The sequence below is a fragment of the Sphingomonas sp. genome (assembly GCF_041661825.1).
Classification (GTDB): domain Bacteria; phylum Pseudomonadota; class Alphaproteobacteria; order Sphingomonadales; family Sphingomonadaceae; genus Sphingomonas.
This window is the reverse complement of record NZ_JBAZTU010000001.1, coordinates 1,536,938-1,556,430: the sequence shown is the minus strand read 5'-3', so window position 1 is coordinate 1,556,430 and position 19,493 is coordinate 1,536,938. Positions and strand designations below refer to the sequence as shown.

General features: G+C 66.7%; 18 protein-coding genes and 1 tRNA gene. 7 read left to right on the top strand and 12 right to left on the bottom strand.

What is annotated here, in order from left to right; genetic code table 11:
• Positions 1-40: 40 nt before the first annotated feature.
• A tRNA-Met gene (locus WC729_RS07110) sits at positions 41-117 on the top strand.
• Positions 118-387: 270 nt separating this feature from the next.
• Here the strand turns inward: WC729_RS07110 and dinB are convergent.
• The 4 genes from dinB to WC729_RS07090 all read right to left on the bottom strand — a co-directional run bounded on the left by dinB (position 388) and on the right by WC729_RS07090 (position 5,115).
• Entirely contained in the window at positions 388-1,425 is a 1,038-nt protein-coding gene (gene dinB, locus WC729_RS07105) for a DNA polymerase IV (RefSeq protein WP_372851027.1), read from the bottom strand.
• A 91-nt stretch (positions 1,426-1,516) separates the two neighbouring features.
• The gene (locus WC729_RS07100; RefSeq protein WP_372850961.1) at positions 1,517-3,037 is read right to left on the bottom strand and encodes a tetratricopeptide repeat protein; all 1,521 of its coding nucleotides are present in this window, start codon (positions 3,035-3,037) and stop codon (positions 1,517-1,519) included.
• Positions 3,038-3,135: 98 nt separating this feature from the next.
• Positions 3,136-3,789, bottom strand: a complete 654-nt coding sequence (locus WC729_RS07095; RefSeq protein ID WP_372850959.1) for a sulfite oxidase-like oxidoreductase — start codon at positions 3,787-3,789, stop codon at positions 3,136-3,138.
• A gap of 27 nt (positions 3,790-3,816) precedes the next feature.
• Positions 3,817-5,115, bottom strand: a complete 1,299-nt coding sequence (locus tag WC729_RS07090) for an acetamidase/formamidase family protein (RefSeq protein WP_372850957.1) — start codon at positions 5,113-5,115, stop codon at positions 3,817-3,819.
• A 141-nt stretch (positions 5,116-5,256) separates the two neighbouring features.
• Here WC729_RS07090 and WC729_RS07085 point away from each other — a divergent pair, with 141 nt between their 5' ends.
• Complete coding sequence (locus WC729_RS07085; RefSeq protein ID WP_372850955.1) at positions 5,257-6,495, top strand: TolB family protein; 1,239 nt, start codon at positions 5,257-5,259, stop codon at positions 6,493-6,495.
• Here WC729_RS07085 and WC729_RS07080 read toward each other — a convergent pair.
• The gene (locus WC729_RS07080; protein ID WP_372850953.1) at positions 6,492-7,088 is read right to left on the bottom strand and encodes a DUF1989 domain-containing protein; all 597 of its coding nucleotides are present in this window, start codon (positions 7,086-7,088) and stop codon (positions 6,492-6,494) included. The two genes, WC729_RS07085 and WC729_RS07080, sit on opposite strands and share 4 nt — an antisense overlap.
• On the bottom strand, positions 7,085-7,792 hold the full coding sequence (gene gntA, locus WC729_RS07075) for a guanitoxin biosynthesis heme-dependent pre-guanitoxin N-hydroxylase GntA (RefSeq protein WP_372850951.1): 708 nt from the start codon (positions 7,790-7,792) through the stop codon (positions 7,085-7,087). Before gntA ends, WC729_RS07080 begins: the two co-directional genes overlap by 4 nt.
• A 145-nt stretch (positions 7,793-7,937) precedes the next feature.
• Here gntA and WC729_RS07070 point away from each other — a divergent pair, with 145 nt between their 5' ends.
• Positions 7,938-9,020 carry an FAD-binding oxidoreductase gene (locus WC729_RS07070; protein ID WP_372850949.1) on the top strand — a complete coding sequence of 361 codons (1,083 nt, stop codon included), beginning with the start codon at positions 7,938-7,940 and terminating at the stop codon, positions 9,018-9,020.
• On the opposite strand, the gene WC729_RS07065 is transcribed toward WC729_RS07070, so the two are convergent.
• The 4 genes from WC729_RS07065 to WC729_RS07050 are packed head-to-tail and all read right to left on the bottom strand — an operon-like array spanning position 9,002 to position 14,873.
• Positions 9,002-9,976 carry a hypothetical protein gene (locus tag WC729_RS07065; protein ID WP_372850947.1) on the bottom strand — a complete coding sequence of 325 codons (975 nt, stop codon included), beginning with the start codon at positions 9,974-9,976 and terminating at the stop codon, positions 9,002-9,004. The two genes, WC729_RS07070 and WC729_RS07065, sit on opposite strands and share 19 nt — an antisense overlap.
• Positions 9,977-9,981: 5 nt before the next feature.
• Positions 9,982-11,229, bottom strand: coding sequence for a JmjC domain-containing protein (locus WC729_RS07060; RefSeq protein ID WP_372850945.1), 1,248 nt, complete (start codon positions 11,227-11,229; stop codon positions 9,982-9,984).
• The gene (locus WC729_RS07055; protein ID WP_372850943.1) at positions 11,222-14,509 is read right to left on the bottom strand and encodes a type 2 lanthipeptide synthetase LanM family protein; all 3,288 of its coding nucleotides are present in this window, start codon (positions 14,507-14,509) and stop codon (positions 11,222-11,224) included. The genes WC729_RS07060 and WC729_RS07055 overlap by 8 nt, the downstream gene beginning before the upstream one ends.
• A 13-nt stretch (positions 14,510-14,522) precedes the next feature.
• Complete coding sequence (locus WC729_RS07050) at positions 14,523-14,873, bottom strand: NHLP leader peptide family RiPP precursor (protein WP_372850941.1); 351 nt, start codon at positions 14,871-14,873, stop codon at positions 14,523-14,525.
• A 299-nt stretch (positions 14,874-15,172) separates the two neighbouring features.
• Here WC729_RS07050 and WC729_RS07045 point away from each other — a divergent pair, with 299 nt between their 5' ends.
• Positions 15,173-15,439 carry a hypothetical protein gene (locus WC729_RS07045; RefSeq protein WP_372850939.1) on the top strand — a complete coding sequence of 89 codons (267 nt, stop codon included), beginning with the start codon at positions 15,173-15,175 and terminating at the stop codon, positions 15,437-15,439.
• On the opposite strand, the gene WC729_RS07040 is transcribed toward WC729_RS07045, so the two are convergent.
• Complete coding sequence (locus tag WC729_RS07040) at positions 15,418-15,600, bottom strand: hypothetical protein (protein ID WP_372850937.1); 183 nt, start codon at positions 15,598-15,600, stop codon at positions 15,418-15,420. The two genes, WC729_RS07045 and WC729_RS07040, sit on opposite strands and share 22 nt — an antisense overlap.
• Here WC729_RS07040 and WC729_RS07035 point away from each other — a divergent pair.
• The 3 genes from WC729_RS07035 to WC729_RS07025 all read left to right on the top strand — a co-directional run bounded on the left by WC729_RS07035 (position 15,583) and on the right by WC729_RS07025 (position 18,321).
• Positions 15,583-16,605: a winged helix-turn-helix domain-containing protein gene (locus tag WC729_RS07035; RefSeq protein WP_372850935.1), complete on the top strand. Its 1,023-nt coding sequence runs from the start codon at positions 15,583-15,585 to the stop codon at positions 16,603-16,605. The genes WC729_RS07040 and WC729_RS07035 overlap by 18 nt on opposite strands.
• A 166-nt stretch (positions 16,606-16,771) precedes the next feature.
• Positions 16,772-17,062, top strand: coding sequence for a UvrB/UvrC motif-containing protein (locus WC729_RS07030; RefSeq protein WP_372850933.1), 291 nt, complete (start codon positions 16,772-16,774; stop codon positions 17,060-17,062).
• Positions 17,059-18,321, top strand: coding sequence for an NRAMP family divalent metal transporter (locus WC729_RS07025; protein WP_372850930.1), 1,263 nt, complete (start codon positions 17,059-17,061; stop codon positions 18,319-18,321). The genes WC729_RS07030 and WC729_RS07025 overlap by 4 nt, the downstream gene beginning before the upstream one ends.
• Positions 18,322-18,324: 3 nt before the next feature.
• On the opposite strand, the gene WC729_RS07020 is transcribed toward WC729_RS07025, so the two are convergent.
• Entirely contained in the window at positions 18,325-19,428 is a 1,104-nt protein-coding gene (locus tag WC729_RS07020) for an NADH:flavin oxidoreductase/NADH oxidase (protein ID WP_372850928.1), read from the bottom strand.
• Positions 19,429-19,493 lie beyond the last annotated feature (65 nt).

The following is a 19,493-nucleotide window of genomic DNA, read 5'->3' as shown; positions in this document are numbered from 1 at the left end:
CATGTCCTTCCCTCCCAACCAAGGGAGGCAAGAACCTTGGCGCGGGGTGGAGCAGCCCGGTAGCTCGTCAGGCTCATAACCTGAAGGTCACAGGTTCAAATCCTGTCCCCGCAACCAACGTCAAACCCGCAGGCCCCTAGCCTCGCGGGCTTTTTTGCGTCCACAACACACCCCAAAATGTCAGTGAACTCCATGACATTTCCGAACACAGCAGCCCGCAAAGCAACAGCTTCGCGGGCCTTTTTGCGTCTCCAAACCAACGCTCAAAATGTCAGTGAACTGCATGACATTTTGCCGCGCGAGGTTCGATCCAAAACACCAGCATCCGCCGCTAGAGACACTGCTCCGACAATCGCAACCGCCGGCGCTCTTTCTCAATGTCCGCTCTCACGATCCCAGCAAATCGAGCTGGGCTTCGTCTTCACCCCCGTCGAAGGTTGACAGGGTCACCCCGATCAGCCGGATCCCCGCCCGCAGCGGGTACAATGTCCGCACCAGCGCGACCGCCGTCTCGTGCAGCGTCTTGCGGTCGTTCACCGGCGCGTTCCGCGTCCGACTGCGCGTGACCGTCTGAAAATCGGCATAACGGCATTTTACCGTCACCGTCCGCCCCCGCCCGCCCGATTTCTCGCACCAGGCCCACACGTCATCCGCCATCGCCCGCACGCCCTCTTCGACCTGTTCGGGCGTCTCGCGGTCCTCGGTATAGGTCGTCTCCGAGCCCGAGGATTTGCGCGGCCGGTCGGGATTGACGATCCGGTCGTCCTCGCCCCGCGCGATCGCATGGTACCAGGTGCCTGCCTTGCCGAAATGCGCCTGCAGGAACGCCATTTCCTGCGCGCGCAGATCGGCACCGGTGAAGATGCCCAGCCGGTTCATCTTCTCCGCGGTCTTCGGGCCGACACCGTGGAACCACCCGACCTCGAGCTTCTCGACGAACGCCGCGCCCGCGCCCGGCGTGATCACGCATTGCCCATTGGGCTTGTTCTGGTCCGAGGCGAGCTTGGCGAGGAACTTGTTGTAGGAAATGCCCGCTGACGCCGTCAGCCCCGTCGTCTCGAAGATCCGCGCCCGGATCTCCGCCGCCGTCTCGGTCGCGGAAGGGAGTCCGCGCAGATTCTCCGTCACGTCGAGATAGGCTTCGTCGAGCGAGAGCGGCTCCACCAACGGGGTGTAATCAAGGAAGATCGCCCGGATCTGCTGTGAGACGGCGCGGTACACGTCGAAGCGCGGCGGCACGAACACGAGCTCCGCGCAACGCCTGAGCGCGGTGACCGAGGGCATTGCGCTGCGTACTCCGAACCGCCGCGCCTCGTAACTCGCCGCCGCGACAACGCCCCGCCCGCTCGGGCTGCCCACGGCCAACGGCCGGCCGCGCAGGGACGGGTCGTCGCGCTGCTCCACCGACGCGTAAAAGGCGTCCATATCGACATGAATGATCTTGCGGGTCACGGCCCCGCCTTCTGGCACTGACGGCACGGTTCAGGAATAGCGCCATCCTCGGGGATAGGCGACCCTAGTCGTCCTCCTCGTCGCCCTTTATCGCGGCCTTAGCATCCTCGATCTTGCCGGCATCGATCAGGTCGACGACTTTGCGCGGGACATTCTCGCCGGTGCCGCGATGCGGCGCGAAAGCCAGCGGCTGAAGCAGCGCGCGAGCGGCTGCCGGGTCTGCATCGAGCAGCATCTGTTGCGCAAGCGACATCCGGACGGCGCTGCTTTCGGGGGCCAGCACCTGGGCGCGCATCAGTCCCTTGATCGCGCCGGCGCTGGGCTTGGCCTTGGCCTGCTCGAAGCTCAGATAATAGAGGTAGAGTGGCATGACCGCGTTCGGATCGGCCCGGTTCGCCTTCAGCAGCCAAGCCCGGGCGACTGTCCAGATCGCTGGGTCGGTCGCCTTCGCCTCGACTGCGCGGCTCGTCGCGATCCGGCCCTTGGTCACAAGCGCATCGACCAGATCGGGTTTCAGCTTGAGCGCCTTGTCGGCGGCTTCGTCGGCGCGGTCGAGGCGTCCCGCACGATATTCCACTTCCGCCCATTGCGCCTGAACGACCGCGTCGTCCGGATATTTTGCGGCGATCCGTCCGGCCGGTATCGCGACGCGCTGCCAATAACCCTTCGCCATGCCGACCAAGGCCTGTGCGCGGACAGGCAACATCTCGGCCTGCCCGCGCGGCAGGGTCGTCACGGTCACCACCGGCTCCGTTGCCGGCGGTGGGATACGCAACGGTGCCGCCAGCTTGCCGCGACGATAGGCATCGAGCTGCGCGTTGAGCTTGTTCAGATCGCCAAAGGCCCGCCCAGCCGCGTCCAGGCTCAGCGCGCCCTTGTTCATGGCGTTCAGATAGGTCGCCAGCTGGCCCTCCCGCTGCTTGTTGAGCATCAGGAAATGCGTCAGCAGCCAGCCGCGTCCGTAAATGCGGTCCATGCCGTTCTCGTTGAAACCGTAGCGCTCCGGATCGAACAATTGCTTCGATGACAGCGCGCCGTTCTGAACCGCTTCGGCGCGATAGTTCGCTGGATAGCCAATGATCAGCGACCCATCGGGCTCAAACGATGTATTGGCGTTGAACTCGGCGAACCCCTCGACGAACCAGAAGGGATAGGCGATCGGGAAGCTCGAAAAGGTGAAATGATGGCTGTATTCGTGGAGCAGCAAAGCCTGTGAACTCCAGGACCCGACCTTGCTTTTCTTGTCCGCGTCGGGATCGTGCAGGCTGAAGATGAAGGAGCCTTCGGCGCGTTGCTGGTAGAAGCCAAGCGCGTTCGGGCACCGGCAGGCCGCGTTGAAAGGGTCGGCCCGCAAGGCATAAATCGCAATCGGCCGGGCGCGGCGATCCGGGCTGTCGGCAACGCCGTAGAGCCGCCGCATCGCCGTGTCGAAACGCTCGAGCCGTAGCGCAAAGTCGTGCGCGTTCGCCTCGGTATCGTCGATTGTCAGGATGAAATGGTCGGTCCGCGCCTGCCGCCATTCGGCCTGGGCCGGTGCCGCGAACGCCAGCAGCAGGACAGTCAAAAAACTCAATATGTTACGCATAACTGGCCCCCGCGCCCTCCTGTCCTCCCTAGGCAGGGGCGACCCGCTTCGCAATGAGACTGAAGCTCGAAATGGAGCGAAGTGCGCGATGCCGGGGGTCAGCTATAGCGCTCCTCGGTCCAGGGATCGCCGCGCCTATGGTAGCCGTTGACCTCCCAGAACCCCGCCTTGTCTGTAGCCAGGAAGTCGATCCCCTTGATCCACTTCGCGCTCTTCCAGAAATAGAGATGCGGCACCACCAGCCGCGCCGGCCCGCCATGCTCGCGGGCGAGCGGTTTGCCCTGCCAGCCATGCGCCAGGATCGCATCGGGCGCGGCGAAATCGGCCAGCGGGATGTTGGTGCTATAGCCGTCATAGCCGTGCAGCAGCACGAAGCGCGCATCGTCGCCGGGCTGGACCAGGTCGAGCAGGTCGCGGGTCAGCACGCCCTGCCAGTCATTGTCATAACGCGACCAGGTCGTAACGCAGTGAATGTCGGTGCGGATGCTCGTTTGCGGCAGCGCCATGAACGCCTTCCAGTCGAGCGCGACCGGATGGTCGACCAGCCCGCCGACCGTCAGCATCCAGCGCTCGGTCGGCACGTCGGGCTGCTGGCCCAGATCGAGCACCGGCCAGTCGCGCACCAGATGCTGGCCCGGCGGCAAGCGCTCGGCGTCGGGTCGCGCACTGTGGCCGGTCAGGAATTTGCCCTCGCTCGCCCAGCGTTGTTTCGACCGGGTGAGCTTGCTCGTTTCGGGGATCTCGTCGTCCATCCCGCGCTCCTGTGCCGTGCGTCTCCCCTATAGCACGCGCTTTGCCGGCAGCAGAGCCTTGTCGATCCGCGCGGAGACGCCGACGCTGCGCCCCGCCAGATTGGCGATGGTGAGGCGCACGGCGCTTCCCATCAACTGGGCACTTTCCGACAGGGTCAGGCCGTAATCCTGCTGCAGCCATTGGATCAGCCCGGTGCTCGCCGCCTTCGTCGCCTCGTCGAGCGACCCGGCCTGGCCCAGCACCATGATCTGCGTGGGGGATTCGACGCGGGGCGATCCGATCGACCGGCCCTTGATCAACTCGACGCCGAACTCGACGTCCATCGACGTCTCCAGCGCATATTGCGATGTCTCGCCGTCGCCCTGCAGCGCATGCGCGTCGCCGAGATAAAGCAGGGCGCCGGGTTGCTGGACCGGCAGAAAGACGGTGTTGCCTGCGACCACTTCGTTGAAATCCATATTGCCGCCAGTGCGGCCGGTATCGCCGGTCGACATCGGTGCAGATCCGAAACCCGGCGCCACGGCGAGCCCGCCGAGCATCGGCCGCATCGGCACCGACAGGTCCTTGAGTGCCCCCGTCCCCTCCGGGGTGGCCCGGCCCGTCGCCCGGTCGAGCTTCCAGCGCACCGGCTTGCCGAGATCGCCCGCCTTGGCGACCAGGCTCGTGCCGAGCGCCCGCCCGACGATGCTGTCCAGGCTGTCGGCATAGTCGCGATTGGGCGTCAGGCGCTTGATATGGATGGCCAGCGTATCGCCTGCCACCGCGCCGTCCACATAGAAAGGCCCGGTCTGCGGGTTGCCGAACAGGGCACGCGTGACGCCCGCCGCATCGACCCCGCCCGAATCCACCGTGCTGGTGCGCACCGTGTCGCCCGGCCAGATCGTCAGCACCGGTGCCCGATCGGCGCTGAACAGGTTGGAATAATCAGTCGGCGTGAAGTCGTAGGTCCGGGGCAGTCCCTCCGGCCGCTCGGGCAGGCGCCGCGCGGTGAAGCGATGTCGCGCCCGTGCGCCCGGCGTGTTTGAATCGGCGAAGTCGGCCTCGCCCGACATCGCTGCGCCATCGCGCATACCGGCATAGCGGTATTCGGTGCCCTTCGCGTCGGTCGCGACGAAGCGGAGCGACTTGCCCTTCGCGTCGCCCCTGACCGGATCGCCGTCCAACTCGCCGGAGAGCCCGCCTTCCTCGCGGATCAGAGTCATGGTGGAATAGGCCGGTGTGCCCCACATGTCGGTGACAACCAGCCAATGCTCTCCTTTGTTCGCCTCTCCGGCATGGGCCGGAATGGCAAGCGACAAGGCAGCGAGGGCGAGCAGCGTCTTCACAAGGGTCTCCGACAACATCGATTACAGTTGTAATCGATAGCGGCGATCCGCAACGATGCAAAGCGTGTTAGCGCTACAAATCAGATATGCTATATGATCCTGGCAGGCGGAAATTGCCGCTGCATTGGGGAGGATTATCGAATGACGGTGTCGCGCTGGGTAGCCATGTCGATTGCGCTTGCAGCCGGGGTAGCGGCGGGGGCGGCAACGCCGCAGCCGGTCGGCCAGTTCGTCGAGCAGCGCGACATCGGCACGCCCCAGTTCCCCGGTTCCTCCAGTCACGACGCGAAAACCGGCACCTACACGGTCACTGGCGGCGGCGCGAACATGTGGGCCGGGCATGACGACTTCCAGTTCATGTGGAAGCCGATGTCCGGCAACATCGCGATGCAGACCGATCTGGATTTCACCAGCCCCAAGCCGGCGCCGACCGCAGGCGGTTTCCTCCACCGCAAGGGCGGCGTGGTGCTGCGCCAGGATCTCGATCCGGATTCGGCCTATGTCGATGCGATCCGGATGAGCAACGACCAGCTTTCGCTGCAGTATCGCGAAGTGAAGGGCGGGCCGACCCGGCTCATCTGGATCAACACCGGCCGGCTGGGCAGCGTGAAGCTCGAGAAGATCGGCGACTATGCCTATCTCTCGGTGCCCGGCCCCGACGGAAAGCTCCGCCGGGCGGGTGGCTCGTTCAAGCTGAAGATCACCGGCACCTATTATATCGGCCTCGGCGTCTGCGCGCATGACAATGGCACGCGCGAGACCATGGCCTTTCGCAACGTGAAGATCACGCCGCTCCCGGCCAATGCGACGGGCCGCTCGAACGACACGGCGCTCCAGACCATCCAGGTCGCCAACGAGTTCGAACAGACCGTCCTCCACCGCGCTACCGGCCCGATCGCGGTCGCCGGCTGGTCGCCCGACGGCAAGGACATCGTCTACCGCACGGGCGGCGCTCTCTACAGCGCGACCGGCTGGGACAGCGACCGGGTCGCAAAGCTTGCCGGTCCTGCACCGACGCTTGCCGCGACCCCGACCAGCGACTGGGTCTATTCCAGCGGTCCGGCTGGATCGGCCTCGGGGCTCTGGCGCGCCCGTCCCGACGGCACCGGGCGTACCCGCATCGCGACGGGTGAGGGCAGCGCCTTCGATCCACGGCTATCGCCCGACGGCAAATGGCTGGTCTATCTCGCGACCGAGGCGCCGACCCGCACCCTCGCGGCCACGACTGATGTGGCACTTCGCCGCATGCCGGTCGCGGACGGCGTGCCTCAGCCGGACAAGGCCATCACCCTGTCGAAGTTCCGGGGTGGCACCGGCTCGCTCGACAAGGCCGCCTGGTCGCCCGACAGCAGGCTGATCGCCTTCGTGACCCGAGACTAGCCGGCCGGCTCGATCCGGTAGTGGATCGGCTTGAAGGTCCCGCCGTTCGAGTCCGGCGCCGAACAGGCGGTCAGGCCGATGATCAGGTCGGCCTCCGCCCGGAAGGCGATATGGTCGCCGGCCTTACTGATCGGCGGCAAGACCTTCAACGCGCCGGTCTCGCCGTCGACCGGTACGTTCATGAAGCAGTTGAACGCGCTCGGAATGCGGTCCGGCACGATGCCATAGGGCGCCAGTGCTTCGGCGAGGTTGCCGAAGCAGCCCCGGTGCGGCGTCAGGTCGTCATACAGCAGCCGGAAGGTATCGGCCGAGCAGGGCGTCAACAGGAAGTCGTGCCGCCCCACCGTGTCCTCCACGATTTCGAGCAGCACCGTCGAGCGGTTCGAATAAAGCTTGTCGCCCGTCGTGAGATAGATGCGCGAGGCATAATCCAGCGTCCGGCCCGAAGAGATCACTTCGTCCACATCCGCCGCGTTGAAGGCCAGCAGGTCGGCCACCTGCTCGCCGCGTGGGTCGATCACCACCAGGGTCTCGCCTTTGGCCAACCGGAAGGCAGTACCGCTACGCTCGGGAATCTCGGTCACGTCGCTCACTTGGCATCCCCTGCATAGCGGAACGGGCACGCCCAGTCCGAACCCACCGCACGGCCGCTATATTGCCGCGCTTCGCTCGTGTCGCCATGCCGCGACAGCATCGGGTTGCGCGATCCGGCCAGCGCTTCGTCGCGTACCAGGATCTTCTCGCGCATGCCCTCATATTTGCCCTGCGCGCGCAGCGTCTCGAACTGGTCGTGCAGGTTGAAGATCATCGCCGGTCGCGCGAAGCGCCGTGCCGGGCGGCTGGCATGCGGGTGAAGCCCGACGATGAAGAACGCCTCGCCGCCGAAGCTCAGCGAGAAATGCGGGTTCTCCGGGTCGGGGCTGACCGCCGGATCATAATCCTGGCCGCGCCACACATCCTTGTTCGACAGCGACTGGACGCGTTCCCACAAGGCAGCCTCGAACCGGTCCTCGGCCAGGTCCTCGGGGCCCTCGAATACCACCGCGAAGCTGCGGAACAGCGCAGGCGCCGCGCGATAGGCACCGGCGAACGCGATCAGCCCGTCATGGATGCGCAGATCGTCCCACGCGCTGTTGATGCGGTTGCAGGCCAGCACCTGCAACGTACCGCGCGCCAGCGCTGCCTTGGCGCCGACGCAAGGGAAGCCCGGATCGTCGACCATGGCGTGCATCATCGTCTGCAATTCTTCCTGTGCATGGTGCTGCCAGGGATGAAGGGGGGTGCTGGGTGGTGACATTGCCGGGGGAAGACGTTTCGCCAACCAAGCCGTTCCCGGGATTCATCCTGATCTACAGCAAGTGCAACGCGACGAATTGAAACGACATTGGGGCCACCTGCGCTTGGGCGGCCCGGCAGAATGTGACATTTTCCGTGCCATGCCGATGTTTGAACCGACTTCGCGGCCGATGACCGATTATGGCGGATTTCATCAGAGTAACGGCATCTATTGGCGCTTCGTGCCCCAGGATGTGGGGACGTTATGGGCCGGCCTGTCCGAAGTGAAGGCGCGCGGCATGGCGGTGCGCGTCCGCGGGGCGGGCCATTCGATGAACGGCTCCTCGATTCCGCGGTCGGGCGAGGTGCTGATCGAGACCAGGGGCCTCGATTCCTATGTCTTCACCCGCCCCGGCACGATCACCGTCGGGGCCGGCGCGACGATGTGGGACGTGCAGCGCCTGCTTGAGCCGCTCGGCTACGAACTGCTCGTGCTCAACGACGGCAACGCGCCTGCGTCCACCGTGGGCGGCTATGTCTCGGCGGGCGGCTTCGGCGCGGAGAGCTGGCGTCATGGCGGCTTCTGGGAAAGCGTCGAGAGCATCGACATCGTTACGCTCGAAGGCGCGGTGCGCACGGTTGCACGGGCCGATCCGCTCTTCTCCTGGCTGTTCGGTTCGATGGGCCAACTCTGCATCATCGTCTCGGCGACCCTGGCCGTCCGGCCGCGCGCGGGGGGCGACGCCACCTTTCCGCTCGGCAAGCGCGGGCGTGTGCCGGCGAGCCGTCACACCTGGGAAAAGACGATCTGGTTCTCCGCCTTCGTGCCGCGCCCGGTCTGGGGCGAGGCCCGGCGCGCGCTGGCGGCGATCGGGGAACGGCATGGTCACATGTGGCAGGCCCGCCCGGCCTATGCCTATTCCTTGCCGTTTGGCCGCTTCACCCCGCCTTTGATCCATCCGGCGCAGCAGGATCTGGTCGCGGTCGGCATCTGGGGCGAGGCACCGGAAGGTGGCTTCGATCACGCGGCGGTCCGCGCCCTCGACGCGGATTTCACGTTGTGGCTACGCGCTCATCCGGATTTTCGCCGCTACGCCCAGACCGAGCTGCTTTATCCCGGCTTCGATATCGCCGCTCATTTCGGGCCTGAGTGCTTCGCGCGTTTCCGCGAGTGGAAGAACCAGCTCGACCCTTCGGGCCGGCTCGCCCCGGGCCTGCTCGACCTGCCGGCTCAGCGCGCCAGCGCCTGACGCAGCGCAAGATAGGCCTTGGCCCGATAAGGCAGGCCCGGTTCGTGGACGAGCTTGATATGATGCACGCCGCGCTGGAATCGGCGGTCGCCCCGCACGACATCGCCGGCGGCCTGCCAGGTCCGTAGCGCCGCGGCCTTGCCCTCCCGGCAGGCGCCATCCTCGATCGCACGCGCGAGGAAGCGATCGAGCAATATCTCCGGCGCGCGCCCGGCCCGCGAGGGTGCGAAATAGGCCTCGAGCCCGATCTTCGGCAGCAGGTCGGGCGTCAGATCGATGCACAGGGTGACATCGCCGACCGACGGCTGATACCTGACCAGCAGCGCTCGCACCCCGTCGACATCGGGATACCCCCACGCTGCGAGCAGGGTCAGGATCCCGTCCAGCGCGATCTGGTTGATGCAAAGCCGGAGACCCGCGAACGGCCGCGCGCGCATCGCGCCGAGCTGGAAGATCACCGCCTGCGGTGGCAGCGCCGCCCCCAGACGCATCACCGCTTCGATCAGATCCTCCTGCACCGGTGCGCCTGCCAGCGCCGCGCCAGCCTCCGTGACGATGTCGCGCAATGCCTGCACATCGCCCGCGCGATAGAGTGGCCGACAGAACAGGTTCGGCACCTCCGGCTTCGGCCCGAACAAATCGAACTCGAGCCAGGCATCGTCGATCCGAGCCGCGTCGGCCAGATGCCCGAGCGCCCCGACCGACGCCCATGCGGGCTGTAACTCATACGCCGCCGCCAGAGTCGCTGCCCCGTCTCTCGCCCGCACTGCCGAGACGAGGATATCCGCCTGTGCTGCCGTCTCATGCAGCGGACATTCGAACCCGAAGGTCTGACGCACGAACGCGGCCGGCAGCAGCGCGCCCACCGTCAGCATCCGCGCGCGCGCTTCCTCCCCCACCAGTTCCGGCGGCAGGGGGGTCAGCAACGGCGCCAGATGCTCGGCAAAATCGCCCATGCGCCTCAGCCCGAATCGACGAAGGTCAGCAGCCCGTTCTCGACCAGCAGCTTGGCCAGCACGATCCGGCTTTCGTCGCTGAGCTGGGTTGGCAGGTCGCCGACGCGGAACGTCCGCACCGCCAGGACATGGCGGACCATCGATTCAGCACGGATCGGCAGCTTCAGGGATCTTCCGGCGAACAACAGCATCAGGTCGGCCCCGCCGGCATGCGCGTTGCAGCCGAGCCCCGGTCGAACCTTCAGCATGGTGTCGATGCCGATTGTGCCCAACCGCAGCATATCGGCCCCGGCGCCCTGCCAATCCCCCTCGCGCGAATGGACGAACTGGTCGGCCAGCGTGTCGAGCGAACGGGCCAGATCGTCCGGATGGAAATGGGCCGCCAGCGTCGCGACCATCTCCGGCGCCCGCTTCGCTGCCTCGGTCCGTATCGCAGCGTCGGTCGCGAACCCCGGCGGCAGCGCCGTCCTCAATGCCGGGCTCCGCCGCGCCGCCGCCAGTAGCGCATGCACCGCGACTTCGTACCAGGTCACCACCGGTGCCGCGACGGTCAGGTGAAGCGACGCGCTGTCGCCGGTCATCACTTCATGCACATGCCCGCGCGGCACATAGAGCATGTCGCCCGCGACCAGCCGGATCGTCCGCGAACTGTGCTCCGGCGGCAGGGTCTTCAGGCTCGTCTCATAAGGCAAGGGTCGCTTCAGCCACTCTTCCCGTCCGCGGAACATCACCTCCAGCGGCAGCTCGGCGGCGGGCGACCGGATCGTCCACAGCTTCTCGCCTTCGACCTGCAGGATGAACACGTCGTGATTGTCGTAGTGCGCGCCGAACGCCCGCGCCGCGGGCGGCGTCATGTACAGGTTGATCGCGATGTCGCTGCTCAGGTCATGCTCCAGGCAGGCAGCGAGGCGGCGGATCGCCGGGATATAATGTTTGGTGTTCCCGATGCGGATCGTCGCACCCTTGCCGATCCTCTTGTAGACTGCTTCGGGCGTCCATGACGATCGCGCCGCCGGCCCAGGCTCCGGCGCCTCCTTATTCTCCAGATGCTCACCGATTACCGAGATCGGGAAGTCGGCGCGCCCGCATTGGCTCGCGATCAAATGGTCGACCTGCTCCCGCCCGACCAGCTCGCTGAAATAGCCGGGCTCGCCGCGTGCGACATGCAACGGCTCGATCTGCCAGTGTTTCGCCAGGAACTCGTCGCGCCCGACCGGCCCGAGCAGCCCGGCCAGGCTCCAGTCTCTAGTCATAGGTCAGGAAGCAGGGCAGCGCCTCGGGCTCGGCAAGACGGAGCAGGCTGTACGCGATCCCCGCCGCCCCGGTGAACAGCCCCGGCGCGAACAGCTTGCCCGGCACGTTCAGCACCAGCCGGAAGCTCCCGTCGCGGCGATAGCGTTCGACGACATAAGCGGCATCGCGCCGCAGTCCCTCGATCGCCGCTGAGTCGCCCATCGCCAGCGCAAGGTCGAGTTGCATGTCGATCCGCCCCATATTGCCGCAGCAACTATGATCGACATGGTCGAGCGTGAAACCGCCCGCCATGCGCAACGCCCGTCCGGCCTGGTCGAGCAGATCGGGGTCGCGGGTGATGCGGTGCATCGCCAGCCGGTACAGGCCGATGCCGGGGGCGCCGTGGCACCATGCGGTCTGGAAGGCGGGTGCTTCGGCCGTGCTGCGATAATCGGGATAATTGCCGCGTTCGGCATCGAACAGCGCTTCCTCGAACGCGACATGGACCATCGCCGCGTCGCGGTAGCGCGCATCGCCGGTCGCCGCATAGGCGCGCATCAACGCCAGCGCGATGCCCGACGACCCATGCGATGCGCCGGTGACCACAGTGCCTTCATAGGTCGGCACCAGCCCATCATTATTGCGATTGGCAAGCAGATGGTCGGCGGTCAGCGCGATTGCCTTCACCACTCCGGCATCGCCGCTCACCCGGTGCAGCTTGGCGAGGCCGAGCAGCAGCCCGGCGCTGCCGAAGATCACGTCGAACTTGCGGTCGCGCGCCAGCAGGGCGGCATCGATCCGGTCGGTACAGGCGATCGCCGCCTCGATCGCTTCGGCGGCAATCTTATGGCCAGGCAGGAAATCGGCGATCGAGGCGAGCCCATAGACCACCGAGCCAAGCCCGTTGCCCCCACCGACCGTGCCGTAGCGCAGCAACCCGTCCAGGTCGGTCTCGATCGCCCCCAGCACCGGCCGGATCGCCGCCGCCGCCAGATCGGCCAGTGCGGCGTCTTTGCCCACCTTCGCCGCGCCGGCGAGGAAGAAGGCGAGCCCCATCGACCCGCTATAGAGATTGTAGGAGATCGGCTTGAACTGGAAGGTATCGGCTTCCTTCAGATATTCGAGCGCGATCCACGCCGCGCTGCCGTCGCCCGCCTGGATCGCCTCGCGCGCCAGTTCCTGCGCCACCTCGTCCGCCACCGCGCGGCACGCCTCGGCTGAGATCGGCGCAAGATGCCCGGTCGGCTGCTTGTCGAATTGAGTGAGCGCGGCGACCGCATCGGGATCGTCATGATAGCTGCGCGCCGCCCGCGCGTGGAAGGCGCAGGCGATATAACGTTCCTGCAGCGTCAGATCGTCGGCATCGAGCCGGTCGAGCTTGTGCCCCAGCCGCTCAAGGCACCCGCTCGAAAAATAGCCTGGCGCGCGTACCACGCCCGCTCCGTCAACGATGTCGAGCCCATCGGCCGGCACGCGGAAATAGGGGATGTCGAGGTCGATCATCGCCTCATGCTCGGCGCGCAGCATGCCCCAGGGGGTCGGCCCGTCGCCGCTCGCGCCGAGATACATGCGCGCCATCCGGTCGGTCTCGATGCTCCAGTCCACGCCGCTGCGCAGATATTTGGGGTCGGTCAGCTTCCACAGATGCTGCGCATAGACATTGGTCGCCTTGCGCACGAAGCGGACCTGGATGTCCTTGTGCCGGCCGATCAGCGCCGACAGCTCGGCTCGCCGCTCGACCAGCAAGCCGTACATGGCGCGGAACCCCGTAACGATCGCATCGACATGCCCGTCGGCCTGCACTGTCTCGCCCGCGACCAATGGCTGATTGGTCATCGCCGCGACCGGAATCTTCCGCGGCTCGAGTCTCATGTCGTCAGTGCCGATGCCGACCCAGGCCTTGACCGACTGGTCGTCATTGCCAGCGACCGCGGCACCGCCCAGCCCGCTGGTGTCGCGCTTGGCGCCGTCCGCCCGGATGTTCCAGTTGGGCAGCATGCCGGTGCGCATTACGGAATAATAGACGGTCTCATTGGCCAGCAGCGTGGCATTGCCCCCGGCCGCATCCATTTCCTTGTACGGATTGAAGATCGTCTCGGTGTCGATCAGGTAAGGCTGTTCGCCGCGCGCCACGAGATTCTCGTGATGGCAGTCATAGCCTTCGAGCGCATAGGTCAGCGCGAGCAGATAGCCGGCCCGGACATAGAATCGCGCCGCCGCCTCGGCATCCGCGCAAGGCTCGTTCTCGATGAACTCCTGCCAGCCATAAGTGCCGCGATTGATCGAGGCAGCGCTCGCCATCGGCAACAATCCGGCGCTCGTATTGATCCAGTCGATCAGCTCGCCCATCAGCAGGTCGGTATCGAGCGGCTTCGGCTTGTAGACGATCCGCCGGCCCGAGGCCCAGCGCAGAATCACCGTGCCGCGCCCGCCATTGTGCCGGTCGGACAGGCCGAAAGAAAGGGCGACCGGATCGCCCAGCGCCACGCCGCCGTTGAAGTGCTGCTCGAGCTCGAACCGGTCCTGCTCGAGCCGCGCGAACAGCTCGACGACCGACTCGATCCAGCCCGTCGCGAGCGCTGCGATCTGCCGCGCCAGCACGGCATATTCGCTGACGAAGCTGGGCCAGTGCCCGTCGAAGAAGTCGCGGATAAAGGCGCGGTACAGATCGGTCGAAACCTCGCCCCGCGCCCGGCGCAATACTGCCGACAGGCCCGATTCCCGCCGCGACCGATAGAGCGTGAATTCCAGGTTGAACGCCGGCGCCGCATGATGCGCGAGCTGATGGATCAACGTCGCCCGTGCTGACGAGAGGCTGGCCCAGCGCGCCTCGTCTGCCAGCTCCGGCCGCGCCTCGCGCAGTTGCGCGAACGCGTGTTCAGCAAAGGGCCGTACCAGCGCGTAGAAAGGCGGGTTACCCGCCTCCTCCGGATGCGCCGCGAAGATCTGCTCCTCGTCCCACTCGGCAGCCGCGGCCAGCGCATCGCGGATGAAACCGGTCCAGCCGGGCAGGGGAGCATCCGGCACGATCGCGGCATCCCCGAGCAGCGCCGCCAGCCGGTCAGGGTCGAAGCCGTCCTCGACCAGCCGTCGCCTGAATGTCGCCGCGTCGCCCTTGGCCGCGGTCTCGCGCCACTGCGTTTCGCGCCGCGCCGCGATCTTGCCCGGTTCTCCGCTCAGCGGCAGGCGCGCACGTTCATGGACGGTCATGGCGCGCACCGCGGCGCGCGCCATGTCGTCGGTCGTCGGTACCATGTCCGGTGCCCCGGCCCGGGGCGCCAGCGTATCGGCAAGGGCCATCAAGCCGCGCCGATCAGCCGCCTTCTTCCGTCGGCCCAGGTGCGCAGGTGGTGCCGTTGTTGCCGCACTGGGTGCATTCGAGCGTGCAGCTCGCGACCGAGCTCCAGCCGCTGCAGTCGGCGGCATCGGCTTCTTCCGACTGCAGCTCGGTCGTCGCGCTCGGCGCGGCGGGCAGCACGATGTGCAGGTCGCGCGCCGTTTCGTCATGGATGTGAATGTTGGTGTCGGGCGACAGCGTCACGCCATATTCGCGCTCGATCGTGCCCTTGGGATCGCTGACCAGTTGCTGGCGGAACGCATCGTCCTTCATCGCTTTCGCGACAAGCTCGTCGTTCAGCTGCGCGCGGTCCGAGGAATACCCCATGTCCTTCTCCATTTTTCGAGAGTGGTTACGCCTGTACGCAGTCGCGACAACGGACCTGGAACCAGGCGTCCGCGATGCGGCGGAGGATAAACCCGGCACCTTCAAAGGCAATTGAGCGAGGGCAGGATCGGCGAGTTTTATGCAACGGAAATGGTTGTAATGGAACGGAAGTTACACAGCGATGACAGTGCCGCGTGACCCTTTGGAATAGCGTGGAAAATGCCCGTGCGAAGGGCGCTTGGCGACGGGCGCGGGGCAGGGCATGGTCTGCCTGCCGCCGCACGACGGTACACAGGGGAATGGTTTTGGATCTCGACGCGCTGCTCTATCATTATTTCGGCACGACCGAGATCGAGACGCTCGACGACGCCGCGATCGAACTCGGGCTGGAAAAGCTCGGCACCGCCTTCTGGACGGAGCGGGAGCCCGGTCGCCGCTTCGCGCTGTGGGCCTTGCTCCATTCGCTGGGCGAAGCGCCCGATCCCGAGACGGCCTTCAAGACGCCGCGCGAGCGCGAGGCAGCCCATGCCTATGCCCGCGCGGCTTACCGGGCTGAACAATCCTGACCGAGACGATCTCGCTCGCACAGGCGCGGCGGATCGCGCTCGCCGCGCAGGGCTTCGGCCCCGCGCATCCCGCGCGTGCCGATCGGGGCAGCCTGCGCCGCACGATCGACCGGCTGGCGCTGCACCAGATCGACAGCGTCAACGTGCTCGTTCGCGCGCATTATCTCCCGGCCTTCTCGCGCCTCGGCAATTACGACCGGTCTCTGCTCGACACCGCTGCCTGGGGCCGCAAGTCGGAACGGCGGCTGTTCGAATATTGGGCGCATGAAGCATCGCTGCTGCCGCTCGCGCTCCATCCCCTGCTGCGCTGGCGCATGGCCCGGGCGGAATCGGGCACGGCCGGCTGGAAGAGCATGCGCGCCTTTGCCGGGGAACGCCGGCCCGAGGCGGAAGCGATCCTCGCCCGGATCCGCGCCGAAGGGCCGCTCGCCGCATCGGATTTCGAGGAGGGCAAGAGCAGCACCGGCTGGTGGGCCTGGGGCGCCACCAAGCATGCGCTCGAATGGCTGTTCTGGGCCGGGCACATCACCACGGCGACCCGGCGGCGCAGCTTCGAGCGCGTCTACGACCTGACCGAACGGGTCATCCCGCACCGTATCCTGTCGCTACCGACTCCGCCCGAGGCGGACGCGCACCGCGCCCTGATCGAGCTTGCCGCCCGCGCGCACGGCATCGGCACCACCACCGATCTGCGCGACTATTTCCGCCAGAAGCCGGAAGACGCGAGCCGGGCCGTCGCCGAATTGGCCGAGCAGGGCGTGCTGATCCCCGTCGCGGTCAAGGGCTGGACGTACAAGGCCTGGCTTCACCGTGACGCGAGGCGCCCGCGCCGGCTCGAGGCGGCCGCCTTGCTCGCGCCGTTCGATCCTTTGGTGTGGGAACGCGACCGGACCGAGCGCCTGTTCGATTTCCGCTATCGCATCGAGATCTACACGCCGGCGGAGAAGCGTATCCACGGCTATTATGTCCTGCCCTTCCTGCTCGACGACCGCCTCGTCGCGCGCGTCGATCTCAAGGCCGATCGCCAGACGTCGCGCCTGCTCGCGCACCGGGTGACGCTGGAGCCAGGCGCGCCGGCCGAGACGGTGGAGCGACTGACATTGGAACTGCGGCGCATGGCCGACTGGCTGGCGCTGGACCAGGTCGTGCTGGGGCCAGTCGCCTGACACGCCTTCTAAACCTTCCCCGGCGGAGGCCGGGGCCCAGTCGGGGGACGAAAATAAATGGGTGCTGCGCGCAACCACATGGGCCTTCCCGACTGGGCCCCGGCCTTCGCCGGGGAAGGCAGGTTGATTGTCCGGCTCCATTCCCGGTGTCCGACGTTATGCGGCCATGAGCGCCGAGATCGAAGACCTGCAGAACCGCATGGAGGCAGCCGCCGCAGCGCTGGATTTCGAAGAGGCCAAACGCCTGCGCGACCAGCTCAATCTGCTGCGCGGTGGTGCCTCGGCCGAGGATGCGGCGGCCGCCGACACCTCGGGACTGATTCGCCAGCAGCCCGGCCGCATGGGCCTCGGTACGAGTCAGCAACGGATGACGCCGCCCCTCGGCTGGACGCCGCCGAAAAAACCTGATCCGATGACGCGCGCCACTGGCCGCCGACGCTCCAAGGACCCTTCATGAATCCCGAAAAAGCGAACGGCAAACCCGGCCTGATCAGACAGCTCGGCCCCGGCCTGATCACCGGCGCGGCCGACGACGATCCCAGCGGCATCGCCACCTATTCCCAGGCCGGCGCGCAATTCGGCTTCGGCCTGCTCTGGACCCTGGTGCTCACCTATCCGCTGATGACCGCGGTGCAGCTGGTCAGCGCGCGGATCGGCCGGGTCACCGACGCGGGCCTCGCGCGCAACATGGCGAAGATCCTGCCCGGCTGGATCGTCACCGGGCTGGTCGCGTTGCTGTTCGTCGCCAACACGATCAACATCGGCGCCGATCTCGCGGCGATGGGCGCGGCGGCCGAGCTCGTCGTCGGCGCCGGCGATCACGTCTTCACCGCCATCTTCGCGATCGTCTCGCTGCTGCTTCAGGTCTTCGTGCCCTATCATCGCTACGCCGGCATCCTGAAATGGCTGACCCTGGTGCTGCTCGCTTATGTCGCGCTGGTCCTGATGGTGCATGTCGACTGGGCGCAGGTCGGCTGGGGCCTGGTCTGGCCGAGCATCGCCGGCGTCAGCGCGATCACCACCGTGGTCGCGATCTTCGGCACCACGATCAGCCCCTATCTCTTCTTCTGGCAAAGCTCGCAGGAAGTGGAGGAGGTCGACCGCGACGAGGCCAAGCACGCGCTGAACGATGCGCCCGATGAAGCGGCGGGGGAATTCCGCCGGATCAACTTCGATACCTTTGCCGGCATGGCGGTGTCGAACCTCGTGGCGCTGGCGATCATGATCGGCACGGCGGCGACGCTCCACGCCTCGGGCAAGACCGACATCGCCACCGCCGCCGACGCGGCCAGTGCGTTGAAGCCGGTCGCCGGGCAGTTCGCCTTCCTGCTGTTCAGCCTCGGCATCATCGGCACGGGGATGCTCGCCATTCCCGTGCTGGCGGGCTCGACTGCCTATGCCATCGGCGAATCGCGCGGCTGGAAGACCGGCCTCGAAAGCAAGCCGCTCGAGGCCAAGGGTTTTTATGCGGTGATCGCGATCTCGACGCTGCTAGGCATCGGCATCGACTGGTCGCCGATCGATCCGATCAAGGCCTTGTTCTGGAGCGCAGTGATCAACGGCGTGGTCGCGGTGCCGATCATGGCGGTGATGATGATCGTCGTATCGCGCCGCTCGACCATGGGTGAGTACACCGCGTCGCTGCGCCTGCGCTTCTTCGGCTGGGCCGCGACGGCGGTGATGGCCGCTGCCGCGGTAGCGATGGTAGCGATGTAGCGCCTACGCCTCGAACAGGTCGCGATGCTGGCGCGGTTGCGACCGGAGATACTGGTTCGGCGCCTTGACCTTCCCGCCGAGATGCGCCGCGGCATGCCAGGGCCAGCGCGGATCGTAGAGGATGCCGCGGGCCAGCGCGACGAAATCCGCATCGCCGGTGCCGATGATCGCCTCGGCTTGCTCATAGTCGGTGATCATGCCCACCGCGACCACCGGCAGGCCGGTCGCCTGCTTGATCGCCCGGGCCAGCGGCACCTGATAGCTCGGTCCGACCGGGATATCCTGCCGCGGGTCGAGCCCGCCGCTCGACACATGCACCGCGCTGCAACCGCGCGCCTCGAGCGCCTCGGCGAAGGCCACGCTCTGCGCGACATCCCAGCCGCCCTCGACCCAGTCAGTGCCCGACAGCCGCATCGTCACGGGCTTGTCGGCAGGGAAGGCAGCGCGGACCGCATCGAACACTTCCAGCGGAAAACGCATCCGGTTTTCCAGGCTGCCGCCATAATCGTCCTCGCGCCGGTTCGACAGCGGGGAGAGGAACTGGTGGAGCAGATAGCCATGCGCGCCGTGCAGCTGCACCGCGTCCAGCCCAAGCCGCGCCGCGCGCCGTGCCGAGACGGCAAAGGCGTCGCGCACCCGGTCGAGACCGACCTTGTCCAGCCCCAGCGGCGCATGGTCCTTGTGATGGAAACCGATCGGGGAGGGCGCCACCGTCTGCCAGCCATGCGCATGGTCTGGCGCGATCTGCGCGCCGCCCTTCCACGGGAGGTCGGTCGATGCCTTCCGGCCGGCATGCGCGAGCTGAATCGCGATCGGCATGTCGGACCAGCGGCGCACGCTTTCGATCGTCCGTGCGATCGCTGCCTCGGTCGCATCGTCATACAGCCCGACATCGGCATAGGAAATGCGGCCCTCGGGCACTACCGCGGTCGCCTCGATCGTCAGCAGCGCGGCGCCCGACAGCGCGAGAGTGCCGAGATGCATCTGGTGCCAGTCGGTCATGCACCCATCGACCGCCGAATATTGGCACATCGGCGCGACCACGATCCGGTTGGAGAGCGTGAGTGCACCGACCGCCTTGGGTTCGAACAGCCTGGGTCCCGCCATCTTGTATCTCCGCAATCGAAACCCGGCGCGAAATACCGCCGCGCCGTGCAGATCGGGATGGCCCA